This window comes from Mesorhizobium sp. M7A.F.Ca.CA.001.10.2.1 (assembly GCF_003998575.1).
GTDB lineage: Bacteria > Pseudomonadota > Alphaproteobacteria > Rhizobiales > Rhizobiaceae > Mesorhizobium.
Genome location: NZ_RZQY01000070.1, coordinates 1 through 15,438 on the forward strand (window position 1 = coordinate 1; position 15,438 = coordinate 15,438).

The window sequence follows — 15,438 nt, forward strand, 5'->3', positions numbered from 1 at the left end:
TGTCAGGCCTGGGCGTCTCGCGCCGCGGGCCGAAATTCGGCGATACCCTGACTTCGGCACGTGGCTCGTCGGGCAGAAAGCCGCTCATGCGTGGCGCAGGCCCCGCTCGATCATCTCGTAGGCAACGTTGATCGCCGCCACCCTGGTGGTCGCGATCTTGATGAATTCCTGAGGCAGGCCGCGCGCGATCAGCCGGTCCGGATGATTGTCGGAAACCAGCTTGCGATAGCGCTTCCTGACCTCTTCGAACGGCTTGCCGCGCTCGATGCCAAGCACGACATAAGGATCCCCGGCGCCCAGGTTGACATGTCGCGCCATGATGGTCTCGTAATGCGCTTCGTCGATGCGGAAAATCTCGGCGATGCGGTGCAGGAAGTGGCCTTCGCGCTCGTGCACCAGCCCGTCGGCCTTGGCGATGTGGAACAGACCGTCGAGTATGTCTTCCAGCATCACACAATTGGAATGCCCGGAACCGCACATCTGCGCCATCCGCTCTGCATAGGTCTCGAAACCGGCCACGTCGCGCTGGGCGAGATCGAACAGACGCGCCACATTGCGCGTCTCCTTCGGCGGCACTTCGAATATTTCCTGGAAGGCGCGCACCTCGTCCTGGGTGACGATACCATCGGCCTTGGCCATCTTGGCCGACAGCGCGATCATCGCCACCGAAAAGGCGACACGCCGGCGCAAATCCGCATCGCCGGCGAAAACCGTGCGCACGGCCTCGACCACGTCGGCGACACCCGACGAGGCTGAGGATGAAACGCGGGTGATGAATTCGCCGAGGCGATCCCAAATGGACATGGCCTGCTTCTTAGAGCCACCGCCCGCTCCTATCAAGCCGGGACAGTGCCGCAGGCTTTGCGCGACAAATCGATCGGACTCGAACGCCACGGCGCTCGGACAATATGAAAAAGGCCAGCGCGAGCCGGCCTTTCTCATTCATCACACGAAGTACTGCTTGCTCACTACTGCGCGGGCGCAGGAGCTGGTGTTGCCGGAGCCGGCTCGGCAGGCTTCTCGGGTGTGATGCTCTTCGTGGTAGAATTATCCGTTGCCGGAGGCGTCGCGGCCGGCGGCGTGGCTTCCGGAGTAGCCGGCTTCATCGGTTCCTCGGCGGCCGGCGGATTGGTGCTCTGGGTGGTGGTATTGTCCGTACCGCTGTCACTGCAGGCGGCGACGCCAAGCAAGGCCAGAGCGGAAACGGACGCGAGAATGAGCTTTTTCATTTGTCTCTCCTTCAACACACGCTCACGTTGCCGTGAGCGGTCGAAGGACAAATGCGTCAGACGGCCATGAGTTTCGTAACGTTGCGTTTCGACATGTAACATCGTCTGGTTCATTTGCGATTGCCGCTCAGGCCGTGGCGAACTAACAGCATGTGCCGAACCACCGATTGAACGTAAAAGCGCCAGGGGCTGTCATGACCGCAAAATGGGATTTCTGGATCGACCGCGGCGGCACATTCACCGATATCATCGGCCGAGATCCGGAAGGCGGGCTGCACCCGCGCAAGCTTCTCTCCGAAAATCCCGAAGCCTACAACGATGCTGCCATCCAGGGCATTCGCGACCTTCTTGGCTTGTCGGCCGGCGACACGATCCCGAGCGGCCTGATCGGCGACATCAAGATGGGCACCACGGTTGCAACCAATGCGCTGCTGGAGCGCAAGGGCGACCGCGTGCTTTTGCTCATCACCAAGGGCTTTCGTGATGCGCTGAAGATCGCCTATCAGGCGCGTCCGGACATCTTCGCCAAGGAGATCATCCTTCCCGAACAGCTCTACGAGCGGGTCATCGAAATCAACGAGCGTGTGCGCGCCGATGGCTGCGTCGAACAATTGCTCGACATCGCCGCCTGCCGGCCGGCGATCGAACAGGCCAGGGCCGATGGCATCGATGCGGTCGCCATCGTCTTCATGCACGCCTGGAAATACCCCGACCACGAGAAGGCGGTGGCAAAAGTCTGCCGCAAACTTGGTTTCGCCCAAGTCTCCGTCAGCCATGAGGTCTCGCCGCTGATCAAGCTGGTCGGCCGCGGCGACACCGCGGTGGTCGATGCCTACCTGTCGCCGATCCTGTCCCGCTATGTGCAAAGGGTTGGCCAAGAGCTCGGCGTCCTCTCCCCCCTCGAGGGGGGTGAGGAGCGATGGGCCGAAGGCCGAGAAAAAGCCAGCGATTTGGCTTTTTCAGCGACGAACGCCCGAAGCCATAGCGAAGGGCAGTCGGCAAAGCGGGCAGAGGGGGTCCTCTCGGAAGGCACCGCCACGACGTCGAGCCCGGTCGATCCGACCCCACCCGGCGCCTTTGCCGCCATCCTCCCCTCGAGAGGGAGGGAAAGCCCTCGCCTCATGTTCATGATGTCGTCGGGCGGTCTCACCGCCGCCGACATGTTCCAGGGCAAGGATGCGCTGCTGTCAGGACCGGCCGGCGGCGTCGTCGGCATGGTCGAGACAGCCAGGCTCGCCGGCTTCGACAAGGTCATCGGCTTCGATATGGGCGGCACCTCCACCGATGTCGCCCACTATGACGGCGAATACGAACGCGCCTTCGACACCGAGGTCGCCGGCGTGCGCATCCGCGCGCCGATGATGCGCATTCATACCGTCGCCGCCGGCGGCGGCTCGATCCTGCATTACGAGGCCGGCCGCTTCCGGGCCGGACCGGATTCGGCTGGCGCCAATCCCGGCCCGGCAGCCTACCGGCGCGGCGGCCCGCTCGCCGTCACCGACGCCAACGTCATGCTTGGCAAGCTGCAGCCCGATTTCTTCCCGGCGATTTTTGGACCCGGCCAGGACGAGCCGCTCGACGTCGAGACGGTGCGAGCAAAATTTGCGGCACTCGCCGCCGAAATCGGCGATGGGCGGTCGCCCGAGACTGTCGCCGAAGGGTTCGTCACCATCGCCGTGGAGAACATGGCCAATGCCATCAAGAAGATCTCCGTGCAGCGCGGCTACGACGTCACCGAGTATCTCCTCAACTGCTTCGGTGGCGCCGGCGGCCAGCACGCTTGCCTGGTCGCCGACGCGCTCGGCATGGAGGCGGTGCTGATCCATCCCTTCTCTGGCCTGCTGTCGGCCTATGGCATCGGCCTGTCCTCGGTCTTTGCCTCGCGCCAGCAAGCGCTGCTGAAACCGCTTGCCGAAGAGTCCAGAACGGAGATCGGCAACCTCATTGCCATTTTGAGAAAAGCCGTTGTGGCCGAACTCGCGGCGCAAGGCATCGGCGAGGATACCGTCGCCACGAAGCCGGTGCTGCACATTCGCTATGATGGCACCGACACGACACTGCCGGTGAATTTCGAGGCGGATTCGATTTTCCAGGCCAGGCGCGATTTTGAAGTCGCCCACAAGGCGCAGTTCGGTTTCGTCTATGACGACAAGCCGATGATCGTCGAGACCGTCGGCGTCGAAGGCACCGACACCGGCGGTACCGGGCGCGACGAAACTGAATCACGAACCGAAGACCTTGCCGTAAACCCTTCGCAAACCCGCGAAATCTTCACCGAGGGAGAGTGGCGCACTTCACCCATCTTCCGCCGCGAAGCGCTGAAACCGGGAAACAGGGTTGCCGGACCTGCCTTGATTATCGAGCCTAACCAGACGATCGTCATCGAGCCGGGCTGGCTGGCCGAAATCACCGCCAGGAACCATGTGCTCCTGCGCCGTGTCGAGAAAAAGCGCCGGCAGGCAGCGCTCGGCACGGAGGCCGATCCGGTCATGCTGGAGGTCTTCAACAACCTGTTCATGTCGATCGCCGAGCAGATGGGCGTGACGCTGCAGAACACCGCCTATTCCGTCAACATCAAGGAAAGGCTGGATTTTTCCTGTGCAGTCTTCGATCGCACCGGCGCACTGGTCGCCAATGCGCCGCACATGCCGGTACATCTCGGCTCGATGGACCGCTCGGTCGAAACCATCATCCGGCTGAATTCCGGCGACATCCACCCCGGCGACGTCTTTGCCCTCAACGCGCCCTACAATGGCGGCACGCATCTGCCCGACATCACCGTGGTGACGCCGGTGTTTTCCCTCCCCCTCGAGGGGAGGGTGGCCGCGCAGCGGCCGGGTGGGGTCCTCTCAGAAGGCACCGCAAGAGCGTCGAACCCGGTCGATCCGACCCCCTCCGCCGCCGTCGGCGGCACCTCCCCCTCAAGGGGGGAGGAAATCCTGTTCTGGGCCGCCTCGCGCGGCCACCATGCCGATATTGGCGGCACCGCACCCGGCTCGATGACGCCGCTCGCCACCACGGTCGACGAGGAAGGCGTGCTGTTCGACAATTTCCGCATCGTCGATCGCGGAAAATTCCGCGAGAAGGAGCTGGAAACGCTGCTCACCGACCACCGCTATCCGGCCCGCAATCCGCACCAGAACATCGCCGACCTCAAGGCGCAGATCGCCGCCAACGAGAAGGGCGTCGCGGAACTGCGCAAGATGGTCACGCATTTCGGCCTCGATGTCGTCGAGGCCTATATGGGCCATGTCCAGGACAATGCCGCCGAAAGCGTGCGCCGCGTGCTGGAGCGGCTGCCCGACAGTTCTGAGTATGAGTACCCGACCGACACCGGCCAAATCATCAAGGTGAAGATCACGGTCGACCGGCAAAAGCGCGAGGCGACCGTCGACTTCACCGGCACCTCGCCGGTGATGAAGAATAATTTCAACGCGCCGGAACCGGTCGCCCGAGCCGCCGTGCTCTATGCCTTCCGCGTCATGGTCGAGGACATGATCCCGATGAATGCCGGGTGCCTGCGGCCAATCAACATCATCATTCCCGATGGCTGCATGCTGAAACCCGCCTACCCCGCCGCGGTCGTCGCCGGCAATGTCGAGACCTCGCAGCATGTCACCAACGCGCTGTTCGGCGCCATGGGCGCCATGGCCAACGCGCAAGGCACGATGAACAACCTGACCTTCGGCAACAAGATCTACCAGTACTATGAGACGATCTGTTCCGGCTCGCCGGCCGGCCAGATGAACTCGGGCCGCGGCTTTGCCGGCACCTCAGGCGTCCACACCCACATGACCAATTCGCGCCTCACCGATCCCGAAGTGCTGGAACTGCGCTTTCCCGTACTGCTCGAGGATTTCCACATTCGGGAAAATTCCGGCGGCAAGGGCAAATGGAACGCCGGCGACGGCACCAAGCGCACCATCCGCTTCCTCGAAAAGATGGAATGCGCCATCCTGTCCTCGCATCGCAACCGGCCGCCGCAAGGGCTGGATGGGGGCGGCGATGGCGAGGTCGGCTCGACCAAAGTCCGCCGCAAGGACGGCACAATCGACATGCTGAAAGCCTGCGACCAGACAGTGCTGCAGGCAGGAGACGCCGTCATCCTGACGACGCCGACGCCGGGCGGGTTCGGAGGGCAATGACGAATGCTTGCCGGGCGCGGACATGGCGAGCCAGAGGCGGGCGCATGTCCGCAATATTCTGAGGAGAAGTCGCCATGTCCATCGTGAAGAACATTCCTGCCTACCCGAGCAAGACCTTCAACGACGGTTATCTCGATGGATACCAGTCACTCAAGCCCGGCATCGTCCCCTCAATGCCTTCCTACAGCAAGGTGCCAATCGGCCTCACTCCGTATCAATGGGGCTTCACACTTGGAGAGGATGACGCACGTGCAACTGGTTCGCAGTAAGGGGTGTGTTCGCGGCGGTATCATGGGCTTCGATAGTGCGCAAGTTGATGCCAGATGAAGTTGCGCGGCGGTATCAACTGATTTTACGCGCCACCTCTGTCAGGAGGCGTCAACAGGCTGTCACCGGCTTGTCATGACCCTAGGCTACCCGCTTGCGGCAAAGCAAATGGGGAATCATCTTGCCATGACGGACGTTTCCGCAGATCTGGTTTTTCGCCGCGGCAAGGAAGTTGGAAAGGCCGTCTACCAGAACCGCCCGCTGTCGAAGGCCGGCATTTCGGAGCGGCTGTTCGCCTTCCTGTTCTCCGGCCTCGTCTATCCGCAGATCTGGGAAGACCCCGATGTCGACATGGAGGCGATGCAGCTTGGCCAGGGCCACCGCGTCGTCACCATCGCCTCGGGCGGCTGCAACATTCTGGCCTACCTCACGCGCTCGCCGGCCCGGGTCGACGCCGTCGACCTCAACACCGCGCACATCGCGCTGAACCGCATGAAGCTGGAGGCGGTGCGCCATTTGCCATCGCAGGGCGACCTGTTCCGCTTCTTCGGCGCCGCCGACACCAGCCACAATTCGAAAGCGTATGACCGTTTCATCGCGCCGCATCTCGATCCTGTCAGCCGTCACTACTGGGAGCGCCGCAACTGGCGCGGCATCAGGCGCATCACTGTGTTCGACCGCAATTTCTACCAGACCGGCCTGCTCGGCCTGTTCATCGCCATGGGCCACCGCACGGGAAAATTCTTCGGCGTCGACCCCTCCGGCATCATGCAGGCCAGGAACATCGGCGAGCAGCGCCGATTCTTCAACGAGGAGCTGGCGCCGGTCTTCGACAAGAAGCTTTTGAGATGGGCGACGTCGCGCAAGGCTTCGCTGTTCGGCCTCGGCATTCCACCGGCGCAGTATGATTCGCTGATCACGTCGGGCGACGGCACCATGGCCAGCGTGCTGAAAGCCCGGCTGGAAAAACTCGCTTGCGATTTTCCACTGGAGAACAACTATTTCGCCTGGCAGGCCTTCGCCCGGCGCTATCCGAACCCCGGCGAGGCCGCCCTGCCCGCCTATCTCGAAAAACAGAATTACGAGACCATCCGCGGCAATGTCGACCGCGTCGCCATCCACCATGCCAATCTGATCGAATTCCTCGCCGGCAAGGATGCAGGCTCCGTTGATCGATTCGTCCTGCTCGACGCGCAGGACTGGATGACCGACGATCAGCTCAACGCACTGTGGACGGAAATCACCCGCACCGCTTCCGCAGGCGCCCGCGTCATCTTCCGCACCGCCGCCGAGCCCAGCCTGTTGCCGGGCCGTGTCTCCAGCTCGCTGCTTGACCAGTGGGATTATCAGGACCAAGCTTCGCGCGAATTTTCGGCCCGCGATCGCTCGGCCATCTATGGCGGCTTCCATCTCTACGTGAAGCGCGCCGCATGAGCACCAGCGAGTTGCCGGCCAGCCCCGAATTCAAGGCCAACCATGCCGAACTGATGGACGGCGTCTACCGCTGGCAGCGCCACATCTACGACCTGACACGCAAATACTATCTTCTCGGCCGCGACCGGCTGATCGCGGGGCTCGATGTGCCCGCCGGCGGTACCGTGCTGGAACTCGGCTGCGGCACCGGCCGCAACATCATCCTGGCTGCCCGCCGCTATCCCGATGCCCGCTTCTACGGCCTCGATATCTCGGCCGAAATGCTGGAAACGGCCGGAAAGGCGATCGATCGCGAGGGCCTGTCCGGCCGCGTCGTGCTGGCAAGGGGCGATGCCACCGATTTCGATGCCCGTGCACTCTTCGGTGTCGAACGCTTCGACCGTGTCTTCGTGTCCTATTCACTGTCGATGATCCCCGGCTGGGAAAAAACAGTATCGGCAGCGCTTGCCGCCCTGTCGCCGAACGGTTCGCTGCACATCGTCGATTTCGGCCAGCAGGAAGGCCTGCCTGGCTGGTTCCGGGCGCTGCTGCGCGGCTGGCTGAAAAAGTTCCACGTCACGCCGCGTGAATCGTTGCGCGAGGTGCTGGAATCAGAATCGCGGCGAACCGGTGCAAGCTTCCGTTTCCGCACGCTTTATCGCGGCTATGCCTGGCTGGCGGTTATCAAGATCACTTCCTGAATATTGCCGTGGGAAAGGCACATAAAGGCGAAGCAGCCACGATCCGTTGGATCAACGTTGCCTTATGACCCCGAGAGCGGTACACTATCTCACATGCATGGAAGCATGTGGTGATCATCGGCTTCAGGGATGAATGGCTGCGGGCCTTCTTCGTGGAAGACACCCATTCTCGCAACATTCCGTCCGATCTCGAAAGCCGTTTGTTCCGCAAGCTCCAGATGATTGACGACGCGATGATCGATCAGGATTTGCGTGTGCCGCCCAGCAATCATTTCGAGAAGCTGCGCGGCATTCTCGAAGGCTTCCATTCAATACGCGTCAACAAGCAATGGCGGCTGATCTTCCGCTGGGACGGCGGCCGCGGTGAGGCGTCGGACATCTATCTCGACGACCACAGCTATAGATGAGGTGAGAACATGTTGATGACCGCACGCAAGCCGGCAACGGTTGGCGAAATTCTCACGGAAGAATTCATGCAGCCGCTTGGCCTGACGCAGGCGGCTTTGGCCGAGGCGATGGGGGTCCAGCGCAAGCATGTGAACGAATTGTGCAACGACCGCCGCAACGTCACGGCGGCGACCGCGCTTATTCTGGCGCGGGTGTTCGGCAACAGCCCGGACTTCTGGTTGAACGTCCAGCGCCGCAGCGATCTTTGGCAGGTCATGAACTCGCCCGACGAGCGGGCGCGAGTTGACCGCGCCAAGCCATTGGCGACAGCTGCATAGCAAAGAGTTTGCGCCGCGCTAATGCAGCGCCTTGATCAGCGCCCCCACCATCGTCTGCGGCCGGTAGCCGAGTTTGGCAGGCGTCAGCCCCAGCCGCACCACCACCAACTGCTCCGAAGGGATGATGGCAACCGTCTGCCCGTCATGGCCTTCCATCCAATACGTGTCCTTGGGCAGGCCTGCCGCGACGCCGGCGCCGGGGTTTTCCTCATCGCCCGGGGCCTCGATCCACAACTGACCCTTGCCGTAGACCTTCGAGGCGGATGCCGGCTCGCGCATCCAGTCGACGAAACCGGTTGCCAGGATCTGGTTGCCGTTCCACACCCCGCCCTGCAGCAGGAACTGGCCGAAGCGCGCCCAGTCATGCGCGGTTGCGTAGAGATAGGACGAGCCGACGAAAGTGCCCTGCTCGTCGGTCTCTAGCACCGCGCTATGCATGCCAAGCGGCTCGAACAGGGCCGTGCGCGGCCATGTCAGCGCCTTGGCCTTGTCGCCGATCGCGTGCTGCCAGAGCCGCGACAGCATCACCGCCGTACCGCTCGAATAGGAAAACACCTTGCCGACCTCGGCCGCCAGCGGCTTTGATTCGGCAAAGCCCGCCATGTCAGGTTCGAGATAGAGCATGCGCGTGACGTCGGCGACGTCGCCATAATCCTCGTTGAACTCCAGCCCGCTCGACATCGCCATCATCTCGGCAAGGCTGATGGCGGCGCGGCCGTCCGCCTTCCACGGCGCAAACAGGTTTTTGTCGTCGAAAGCCATCTTGCCGTCCTTGACCAACGTACCGACGATGGCGGCATTCACCGTCTTCGTCATCGACCAGCCGAGCAGCGGCGTCTTGGCGGAAAAGCCCGCGCCGTAGCGCTCGGCGACGACGCGGCCATTCTTGACCACCACCACCGCCCGCATGCCGGTGCCGGTCAGCGCCGCATCGTCCAGCAGCTTGGCAACAACCGGATCCTGCGATGCCTCAACCCGCTCGCCTTCCGGCCACAGGTCGCCCATGGTGGCCGCCGACGGCTCCGCCTGGATCACAGTCCGTCGCGCCTTGCCGACATCGCCGTCCGGAACCGAAGCGCAGCCAAGCCCGTCGCGGGCGACAGCGACGCTCTTGCCGAGGAACCCGAACAGGCCGGCAGACACCGTTCCCCTGTTCTTGTCCACCGAAACACGCATTAACCGCAGCAGGGGATGCCCGGGCGCCTGCACGTCGACGGCCAGCACCTCATTGGCGTCCCGGCCGGCGATGAAGACATTCGAGCAGACGATCTTGGCCGAATAGCCGGAACCGACGCGGATCAATTCGGGCGGCGCGATGTATAGCCACGCAAACAGCGCGGCGACCGCCAGCACGATCAGACCAAGCAGCCATCTGACGATCTTGACGACGATCCGCATTTATTTCCTCCGGGCCCTGCGCGAGCCCTTATGTCATCGATTTGCCGCCATTGCTTCCGCAAATCACAATGCTTGTCGAGCGCCATCAACGGATTATCAACCATGATCGGCGATCACAGGATATGCTGAGCGATGCTGTGGGGCGATCGCTCGGAGGGGGCCCAATCACAAGCCGGCCATCAGGTATAGACCCATCAGCGACCGGCTGAATCCGGCTCGGGAATTGCGATGCGCCGTCTTGCGGGCCTCATTATGCTAGCGCTGCTTGGCGCGTGCTCGACAGTAGACGATCTCTCGCCACTGTCGCCGTCGGCGTCGAGCAGCCCGACGGTCACTGTCCGGGCGCCGCGCTTTGCCGATTCCAAGCCGCATGAATGGGAGAGCGGCGCGCCGTGGAACTATGCCGTCCACGGCACCGATGTTTCCAAATACCAGACCTCGGTCGACTGGCCGGCGGCCAAGGCCAGCGGCATCTCCTTCGCCTTCATCAAGGCGACCGAGGGCGGCGATCGCTTCGATGAATACTTCAACGAGCATTGGACCCGGACCAAAGCTGCGGGCGTTCCCCGCGCCGCCTATCACTTCTACTATTTCTGCACCCCGGCTGCCGTGCAGGCGCGCTGGTTCATCCGCAACGTCCCCGTCGATCGCTCGGCGATGCCGCCGGTCCTCGACATGGAATGGAACCCACAATCGCCGACCTGCAGGCTGCGTCCCGACGCCGCCACGGTGCGCGCGGAGATGACCACCTTCCTCGAGATCGTCGAACGCCACTACGGCAAGAAGCCGATCATCTACACCTCGGTCGACTTCTTCGACGACAACGGCCTGGCGGGGTTTCGCGGCTATCCGTACTGGCTGCGTTCTGTCGCCGGCCATCCACGTGAGAAATACGGCAGCCACCCCTTCACATTCTGGCAGTACACAGGAACCGGGATCATTCCGGGCATGACCGGCAAGGCCGACATCAACGTCTTCAACGGCAGTGAAGCCACCTGGAACAAGTGGCTGCGGCAGAACACCCGTTGACACCGGTTCAACGGCAGCACCGCCATGGATCAAATCACTCCAGCAGAGCTTCCGTTGAACCGGTGCAACGGCAGCGAGTCCGTCCGAGATAAGAAGCTCCGCAGAACACTGTTGACACCGGTGCAACGGCAGAGAAGCCGGCGGAATAAGGGGCTGCGGCACAAGAACCGTTGACACCGGGCCTGCCGCCTGCTTTTCGACACAGCCAGCGGTGAAAAGTGCAACCGCCGGCAATTCAGGGCGTTGGGCCTCCGGGGGAGCACAACAACTGCCCGCTATTCGTTTCGAGAGGAAGCTGATGCGACTGCGTTCCAAAGTCCTCGCGGCTGCGCTGACCCTGTGTGCCACGGCCTTGCCGGCGATGGCGCAGGAATGCGGCGGCGACTTCGAGACGTGGAAGCAGGGCGTCGCCGCGGAAGCCAAGGCGGCCGGCGTCGGCACTGCCGGTCTCGACGCCCTTGAAGCGGCAACCTTCGACGACAAGGTGTTGGCACGCGACCGCGCCCAGGGCGTCTTCACCCAAACCTTTGTCGAGTTTTCCAACCGCATGATCTCGGCCTATCGCCTGAAGCAAGGTGCGGCGAACATGAAGAAATACGCGGATGTCTTCGCCCGCGCCGACCAGCAGTTCGGCGTTCAGGCGCCGATCATCGCCGCCTTCTGGGCGCTGGAGACCGATTTCGGCGCCGTGCAGGGCGACTTCCACACGCTGAGCGCCCTGGTGACGCTGTCGCATGATTGCCGCCGCCCGCAACTGTTTCGGCCTCAGTTGATACCGCTTCTGCAATTGATCGATCGCGGCGTGCTGCCGGCCGATGTCAGGGGCGCCTGGGCCGGCGAGATCGGCCAGACGCAGATCCTGCCCTCAGATTATCTGGCACGCGGCGTCGACGGCGACGGCGACGGCAAGATCGACCTGCGCGGCAGCGTGCCCGATGTGATCATGACCACCGCCAACAAAGTGCTGTCGCGCGGCTGGAAACGCGACCAGCCCTGGATCCAGGAAGTCCGCGTGCCCGAAGACATGCCGTGGGACCAGACCGGTCGCACCAACAAGCTGCCGCTGTCGCAGTGGGCGCAATGGGGCGTCACCTACCCCAGCGGCGCGCCGCTGGTCGACAACGGCCTCAAGGCAGGCTTGGCGCTGCCGATGGGCCGTAAGGGGCCCGCCTTCCTAGCTTATGACAATTTCGACGTCTATCTCGAGTGGAACCAGTCCTTCACCTATGCGCTGACCGCGGCCAACCTCGCCGCCAGGTTGGCGGGAGAAAAACAGTTCGATCCGCGCAATCCCGAGACCGGCCTCAACAACGAGCAGATGAAGGCGCTGCAGACCAAGCTGGAAGCCAGGGGCTACGATGTCGGCACTGTCGACGGCATTTTGGGTACCAACACCCGCGAGGCGATCCGCAAGGAGCAGATGCGGCTAGGCTTGCCGGTGGATGGCTGGCCGACGCCGGAGCTTTTGGGGAAGCTTTAGCGAATAGCGAATAGCGAATAGCGAATAGCGAATAGCGAATAGAAGGTAGTCCTTCCTTGCTGCTGTCTCGGCAAATCTTCCCTATTCGCTACTGGCTATTCCCTATTCGCTAATCCGCCATCGTCTCCAAACTGGCAAACCCCTGCGGCGCGTCGCCCTCGTCGAACGGCGTCGTCACCTCGACGAAGGTGTCGGGGTAAAAGCCGTTGAAGCGGGTCCGCAGCGAGAGCGAATAGGCGCCGATATGGCCGATCTCGATCCAGTCGCCGGTATCGACCGTTTCCGGCAGCCAGAACGGCCGCGACAGGATGTCGACGGAATCGCAGGTCGCGCCGCAGACCTTGAACGGCACGATGTTCTTCTCCTCGCCATTGCGCGAGCGGATCGCAGGATCGGGAATGAAGCGCGCCGGCAGCGTGATCTTTCCGGTCCATGAATCCGACAGCGACGCCCAGATGCCGTCATTGATGTAGAGCCGCTTGCCCTTGCGCAGCAGCACCCGCACGATCAGCGACAGGCAGCGCGCCACGATCACGCGGCCCGGCTCGGCCACCAGCGGCATCTGGTCGAACTGATACTCTTTCAGATCGCCCGAAAGCCGCGACATGATCTGGCCGAGCGACGGCATCTCGATCTGCTTGCGGTTGGGGTCATGGCCGTATTCGGCGGGGAAACCGCCGCCGACGTCGAGCCCGGCAATATCGAAGGTCAGCCGGTTGCGCACCCAATCGGCGGAAGCCAGTGCCCGCTCATAGGTGTCGGGATCCTCGATCTGACTGCCGACATGGAAACACAGGCCAACCTTGTAGCCGGTGCGGTTCAGCCGCTCGGCCAGTTCGACGGCATAGGCCGGCCCGGCGCCGAACTTCTTCGACAGTTCGTAGGCGGCATGGCCCTTGGTCTGCACCCGCACGAACACGCTGATCGAGCCCGGATCGATATCGAGCGCCCGCACCACTCGCGTCAGCTTGGTGATCTCGTCCTCGTGATCCAGCGAAATGACGCGGATGGCGTATTTCTCCAGCGCCAGCTTGATGTCCGACTGCGCCTTGACCGGATGCATGTAGAGCATCTCGGCATCGGGAGAGACGGCACGCACGGCAGCGAACTCGCCCGGCGACGCGACGTCGAAAGCCTTGACGCCGGCTTCGACCAGGGTCTTCAGCACGATCTGCTCGCCATTGGTCTTGACCGCATAGGCGGTCTTGCCCGGGAACATGCCCATGAACTGCCTGGCATCCGCCATCAGCACCTGCGGGCGGAAGCAATAGACCGGATCGTCCGGGCGAAGCGCCAGTGCCGCCTCGCGGGCATTCTCGAATCGCTGCATCGACGAATCCTTGATCTAGCCTGCGCACAATTAATCCAAGCTAGCGGCTAATGAAAACAATTCTGTGTCTCGTACGGCTGACGCTGGGGCGCTAGGTCTTGGCGGCAGGCGTTTGCCATCAATCACGTTTCGGGTGGCCCTTGTCGCCGAACCGGATATGGCTTCTGCCTGACTGGCATACGTCTGGGAGGGCGACTCACATGGCAATGGCCGCGACATCCGCACCACGCGGGCCGATGGTGCTCAAGGATTGGGGGCAACTCCTGCTGCTCGGCGCGATCTGGGGCGGCTCGTTCTTCTTCGCGCGCATCGCGGTGGCGGAGCTCCCCCCGCTGGTGCTGGTGCTGTTTCGCGTCGCCATTGCCGCGATTGCGCTGCAGATCTATCTCGGTCTGCGTGGCCCGTCCTTTCGCCTCGCGCTTCCGCATGCCGGCCTGTTCTTCCTGCTGGCGCTCACCAACAATGTCGTGCCCTTCTCGCTGATCTTCGCCGGCCAGACGGAGCTCGGAGCCGGCATCGCCTCGGTGCTCAACGCGACAACGCCGTTCTGGACGTTGATCCTCGCCAACGCGCTGACATCGGACGAAAAGCTGTCCTGGAACAAGCTCGCCGGCATTGCGCTCGGCATCGCCGGCACGGCTGTCATGATCGGCCCCGGCCTGCTTGCCGGGCTCGGCGGCTCGGTCTGGGCCAAATTCGCGCTGATCGGGGCTTCGCTGTCCTATGCCGTCGCGCTGATGGTTGCCCGCCGCTTCAGGGGCGTGCCCTCGCCGATCATCGCCACCGGACAGTTGACGGCATCGACCATCATCATGATCCCGATCGTGCTCTTCACCTACGGTCCATCCGGCCTGTTCTCGGCCTCGCCGCCGGTCTGGGCGGCGGTGCTGGCACTGGCGCTGCTGTCGACCGCCTTCGCCTACATCCTCTATTTCAACCTCGTCGCCTCGGCCGGCGCCACCAATGCCTCGCTGGTCACGCTTGTCGTACCGGCCAGCGCGATGCTGCTCGGCTTCCTGTTCCTTGGCGAGCGGCTGGAACTGTTCGAAATCGGCGGCGTGGTGCTGATCGCGCTCGGCCTCGTCACCATTGACGGGCGGTTGTTCGGCCGACGTTAGAGCGCCGCGCGTCCACTGGACGCGCAAAGGATGCTCTAACCACCCAATTGCCCCCCGCATCGCGAAAGTTGAATTCGGCTTCCGCAGCGGTAGCGCTGCCATGACACGGCAGCGACACGAGTCGGCCACATTTTATTCACAGGCCTGAAGCCGGTTTTTGCTTAGGAGTTTCAAAGCCTAACGGCAAAAGACATGTCGCGGATTTCACAATCACGTCGCAATGCAGCACATTTTCCGCTTGCCTGTGGCACAAATGAACCTAGACTCCGTGACATAGCTCTTTAAGAGGAGGCTATGTCATGGGACTTACGAGGCCTATCAACGCATTGATGATCTGTGCTGCGTTCGCCTTTATCGGAGCCCTTATTATGGGCTTCCTTCCCTGACCGCCAAAGCGGGGAAGACCAGCACCCAAATAGTCCAACCAATTCAAAAGGCCGGGTTTTTCCCGGCCTTTTGTCGTTCAACCCACTCTCATGCCGCAGCTGATCCGGCGGCCGCCGCCTCGTGCGAGCGGATGCCGATCATATGACAGATGGCAAAGACCAGATCGGCGCGGTTCATGGTGTATCAGTTGAAATCGCCGACACCGCGCTCGACAAG

13 protein-coding genes and 2 pseudogenes are annotated in these 15,438 nt (G+C 62.7%); 9 read left to right on the forward strand and 6 right to left on the reverse strand.

The annotated features are described in order from the left end of the window. From EN964_RS38400 to EN964_RS07180, 3 genes and pseudogenes are all read right to left on the reverse strand, one after another. Positions 1–88: pseudogene (locus EN964_RS38400) on the reverse strand (N-acetylmuramoyl-L-alanine amidase); the annotation flags it as partial. Continuing rightward, entirely contained in the window at positions 85–804 is a 720-nt protein-coding gene (locus EN964_RS07175; RefSeq protein WP_127268668.1) for a DnaJ family molecular chaperone, read from the reverse strand. The gene EN964_RS07175 and the pseudogene EN964_RS38400, both read right to left, overlap by 4 nt. Before the next feature lie 164 nt (positions 805–968). Next, the gene (locus tag EN964_RS07180; RefSeq protein WP_081734943.1) at positions 969–1,229 is read right to left on the reverse strand and encodes a hypothetical protein; all 261 of its coding nucleotides are present in this window, start codon (positions 1,227–1,229) and stop codon (positions 969–971) included. Positions 1,230–1,423: 194 nt separating this feature from the next. Between EN964_RS07180 and EN964_RS07185 the strand changes: the two genes are divergently transcribed. From EN964_RS07185 to EN964_RS07210, 6 genes are all read left to right on the forward strand, one after another. Beyond that, complete coding sequence (locus EN964_RS07185) at positions 1,424–5,374, forward strand: hydantoinase B/oxoprolinase family protein (RefSeq protein ID WP_127271463.1); 3,951 nt, start codon at positions 1,424–1,426, stop codon at positions 5,372–5,374. 74 nt (positions 5,375–5,448) lie between these two features. Next, on the forward strand, positions 5,449–5,643 hold the full coding sequence (locus EN964_RS07190) for a hypothetical protein (protein WP_127271246.1): 195 nt from the start codon (positions 5,449–5,451) through the stop codon (positions 5,641–5,643). Between the two features lie 133 nt (positions 5,644–5,776). Next, positions 5,777–7,075 (forward strand): DUF3419 family protein, encoded by a 1,299-nt coding sequence (locus EN964_RS07195; RefSeq protein ID WP_127271244.1) that lies wholly within the window; start codon positions 5,777–5,779, stop codon positions 7,073–7,075. Next, complete coding sequence (locus EN964_RS07200) at positions 7,072–7,755, forward strand: class I SAM-dependent methyltransferase (RefSeq protein ID WP_127271461.1); 684 nt, start codon at positions 7,072–7,074, stop codon at positions 7,753–7,755. The genes EN964_RS07195 and EN964_RS07200 overlap by 4 nt, the downstream gene beginning before the upstream one ends. A gap of 110 nt (positions 7,756–7,865) precedes the next feature. After that, complete coding sequence (locus EN964_RS07205) at positions 7,866–8,162, forward strand: type II toxin-antitoxin system RelE/ParE family toxin (RefSeq protein ID WP_127267190.1); 297 nt, start codon at positions 7,866–7,868, stop codon at positions 8,160–8,162. 9 nt (positions 8,163–8,171) lie between these two features. Then, a complete protein-coding gene (locus EN964_RS07210) occupies positions 8,172–8,480 on the forward strand; it encodes a HigA family addiction module antitoxin (protein WP_023813159.1) in 309 nt (102 codons plus the stop codon). An 18-nt stretch (positions 8,481–8,498) separates the two neighbouring features. On the opposite strand, the gene EN964_RS07215 is transcribed toward EN964_RS07210, so the two are convergent. Further along, on the reverse strand, positions 8,499–9,878 hold the full coding sequence (locus tag EN964_RS07215; RefSeq protein ID WP_127267191.1) for a serine hydrolase: 1,380 nt from the start codon (positions 9,876–9,878) through the stop codon (positions 8,499–8,501). 228 nt (positions 9,879–10,106) lie between these two features. On the opposite strand from EN964_RS07215, the gene EN964_RS07220 reads away from it, so the two are divergent. Together EN964_RS07220 and EN964_RS07225 are read left to right on the forward strand one after the other, a co-directional pair. After that, positions 10,107–10,907, forward strand: a complete 801-nt coding sequence (locus tag EN964_RS07220; protein WP_023813161.1) for a GH25 family lysozyme — start codon at positions 10,107–10,109, stop codon at positions 10,905–10,907. A 298-nt stretch (positions 10,908–11,205) separates the two neighbouring features. Continuing rightward, positions 11,206–12,387, forward strand: a complete 1,182-nt coding sequence (locus tag EN964_RS07225) for a lytic murein transglycosylase (RefSeq protein ID WP_023813162.1) — start codon at positions 11,206–11,208, stop codon at positions 12,385–12,387. A 109-nt stretch (positions 12,388–12,496) separates the two neighbouring features. Here EN964_RS07225 and EN964_RS07230 read toward each other — a convergent pair whose 3' ends face one another. Continuing rightward, on the reverse strand, positions 12,497–13,717 hold the full coding sequence (locus EN964_RS07230) for an alanine racemase (protein ID WP_013530936.1): 1,221 nt from the start codon (positions 13,715–13,717) through the stop codon (positions 12,497–12,499). A gap of 200 nt (positions 13,718–13,917) precedes the next feature. Between EN964_RS07230 and EN964_RS07235 the strand changes: the two genes are divergently transcribed. Beyond that, positions 13,918–14,835 (forward strand): DMT family transporter, encoded by a 918-nt coding sequence (locus tag EN964_RS07235; RefSeq protein ID WP_127267192.1) that lies wholly within the window; start codon positions 13,918–13,920, stop codon positions 14,833–14,835. Positions 14,836–15,309: 474 nt separating this feature from the next. Here the strand turns inward: EN964_RS07235 and EN964_RS38405 are convergent. Then, positions 15,310–15,438 (reverse strand): annotated as a pseudogene (locus tag EN964_RS38405) (methylenetetrahydrofolate reductase [NAD(P)H]); the annotation flags it as partial.

Coding starts and splice junctions, on each gene's coding strand:
- EN964_RS07200 (WP_127271461.1), top strand. CDS start 7,072: ATGAGCACCAGCGAGTTGCCGGCCAGCCCCGAATTCAAGGCCAACCAT.
- EN964_RS07235 (WP_127267192.1), top strand. CDS start 13,918: ATGGCAATGGCCGCGACATCCGCACCACGCGGGCCGATGGTGCTCAAG.
- EN964_RS07180 (WP_081734943.1), bottom strand. CDS start 1,229: ATGAAAAAGCTCATTCTCGCGTCCGTTTCCGCTCTGGCCTTGCTTGGC.
- EN964_RS07175 (WP_127268668.1), bottom strand. CDS start 804: ATGTCCATTTGGGATCGCCTCGGCGAATTCATCACCCGCGTTTCATCC.
- EN964_RS07190 (WP_127271246.1), top strand. CDS start 5,449: ATGTCCATCGTGAAGAACATTCCTGCCTACCCGAGCAAGACCTTCAAC.
- EN964_RS07210 (WP_023813159.1), top strand. CDS start 8,172: ATGTTGATGACCGCACGCAAGCCGGCAACGGTTGGCGAAATTCTCACG.
- EN964_RS07230 (WP_013530936.1), bottom strand. CDS start 13,717: ATGCAGCGATTCGAGAATGCCCGCGAGGCGGCACTGGCGCTTCGCCCG.
- EN964_RS07225 (WP_023813162.1), top strand. CDS start 11,206: ATGCGACTGCGTTCCAAAGTCCTCGCGGCTGCGCTGACCCTGTGTGCC.
- EN964_RS07195 (WP_127271244.1), top strand. CDS start 5,777: ATGACCCTAGGCTACCCGCTTGCGGCAAAGCAAATGGGGAATCATCTT.
- EN964_RS07220 (WP_023813161.1), top strand. CDS start 10,107: ATGCGCCGTCTTGCGGGCCTCATTATGCTAGCGCTGCTTGGCGCGTGC.
- EN964_RS07185 (WP_127271463.1), top strand. CDS start 1,424: ATGACCGCAAAATGGGATTTCTGGATCGACCGCGGCGGCACATTCACC.
- EN964_RS07215 (WP_127267191.1), bottom strand. CDS start 9,878: ATGCGGATCGTCGTCAAGATCGTCAGATGGCTGCTTGGTCTGATCGTG.